1 protein-coding gene is annotated in these 1,712 nt (G+C 39.4%); it reads left to right on the top strand.

Features of this window, described 5'->3' with window-relative positions; translation table 11 throughout:
* Positions 1 to 202: 202 nt before the first annotated feature.
* The gene (locus OZD61_RS00450) at positions 203 to 1,606 is read left to right on the top strand and encodes an NAD(P)H-dependent flavin oxidoreductase (RefSeq protein ID WP_274979441.1); all 1,404 of its coding nucleotides are present in this window, start codon (positions 203 to 205) and stop codon (positions 1,604 to 1,606) included.
* The last annotated feature ends 106 nt before the right edge of the window (positions 1,607 to 1,712 follow it).

The following is a 1,712-nucleotide window of genomic DNA, read 5'->3' as shown; positions in this document are numbered from 1 at the left end:
TTGTACGTTACCTACTATCCGAAGAGCGATGCAACAAAGCCATTCCAGTGTCAAGCACTGGAATGACACCCTTCCGATGGGAACTGCTCTCAAACTACAACAGCATGAGCAGCTATAGAAGCTTTAATGATACAAGAAAAAATAAACAGCTATCATTTTTTTAGTAATTAAGTAAAATAGAGTGAAAGATTGCGAGGAAGTTTTGAAAAATAAGATAAAAAAGATAGTAATTTCAGGAAAGGAAGTGTGGCCAATCATCGAGGGCGGCAAAGGCATTGCAGTTAGTGATGGAAGATCAAGCGGAGCATTTGCTGCAGCAGATGCTGTGGGTACATTTTCTGGTGCAAATGCTAAGCTTATTGATGATAATGGCGAGTTAGTGCCACTAATTTATAAAGGCAAAACAAGAAATGAAAAGCATAGTGAATTGATTGAGTATAGTATTGAAGCTGGAATTAGTCAGGCAAGAATAGCAAATGAAATATCAAAAGGTCATGGAAGAATACACATGAATGTACTTTGGGAGATGGGAGCAGCAGAACGCGTGCTTCATGGCATATTAGAAGGAGCGAAAGGTTTGATTCATGGTATTACCTGCGGTGCTGGTATGCCTTATAGGCTTGGAGAAATTGCAGCTAAATATCAGGTTTATTATTACCCTATTATCTCATCGGTGCGTGCTTTTAAAGCATTATGGAAGCGTGCTTACCAAAGAATATCTTCCTATTTGCTTGGTGGAGTAGTGTATGAAGATCCATGGCTTGCTGGAGGGCACAATGGACTGAGTAACAGTGAAGACCCAGAGCTACCACAGGCTCCATTTGAAAGAGTTGCAGAGCTTAGATCTTTCATGAACGAGATCGGTCTTTCAGAAACACCAATTGTTATGGCAGGAGGAGTGTGGCATTTGAAAGATTGGGAACATTGGTTTGACAATCTGCAAATTGGACCAATAGCTTTTCAGTTTGGCACTCGTCCACTTTTGACGAAAGAAAGCCCAATTTCTGCAGAGTGGAAAAAGAAGCTACTCACTTTAGAAGAAGGTGATGTATTTTTAAATAAATTCAGTCCAACAGGGTTTTACTCATCTGCAGTAAAAAATAACTTCATACGTGAGTTGCAGGAACGGAATTCACGTCAAATAAAGTTTTCAGAAAATGCTAGCGAAGAATTTAATAATGAATTTGCAATGGGTAGCAGAGGTAGAAAGATCTACCTTACTGCAAAAGACAAAGAACTGGCAAATACATGGACTAAAGCAGGGTATACAGAAGCAATGAAAACTCCAGATACAACTGTTATTTTTGTGACGCCAGGCAGGTTTACAGAGATAAGACAAGATCAAATCAATTGTGTGGGATGCTTAAGTCATTGTTTGTTTAGCAATTGGAAAGATCATGGTGACCATTCAACAGGACGAAAGCCAGATCCGCGTAGTTTTTGCATACAAAAAACACTGCAAAACACTATACAGGGTGGTGATATTGAGAACGAACTCATGTTTTCCGGGCACAATGTGTACAAATTTAAGCAAGATCCATTTTATGAGAATGGCTACGTACCGGCAGTAAAAGAACTGGTGGAAAGGATATCGACTGGGTATTGAGTCAGTGACCTTACCCAGAAAAAGTGGAGAGAAAGCGTGGAATGTTTTTTACAAAAAGAATGATGCATCAAATTGTTCTGGAATGCAATAGTTAATAGTGACGTTG

It is taken from the genome of Wolbachia endosymbiont of Drosophila bocki (genome assembly GCF_028982005.1).
GTDB lineage: Bacteria > Pseudomonadota > Alphaproteobacteria > Rickettsiales > Anaplasmataceae > Wolbachia > Wolbachia pipientis.
Note: the sequence above shows the minus strand (reverse complement) of the source record. Positions and strands in the feature narration are given on the sequence as shown.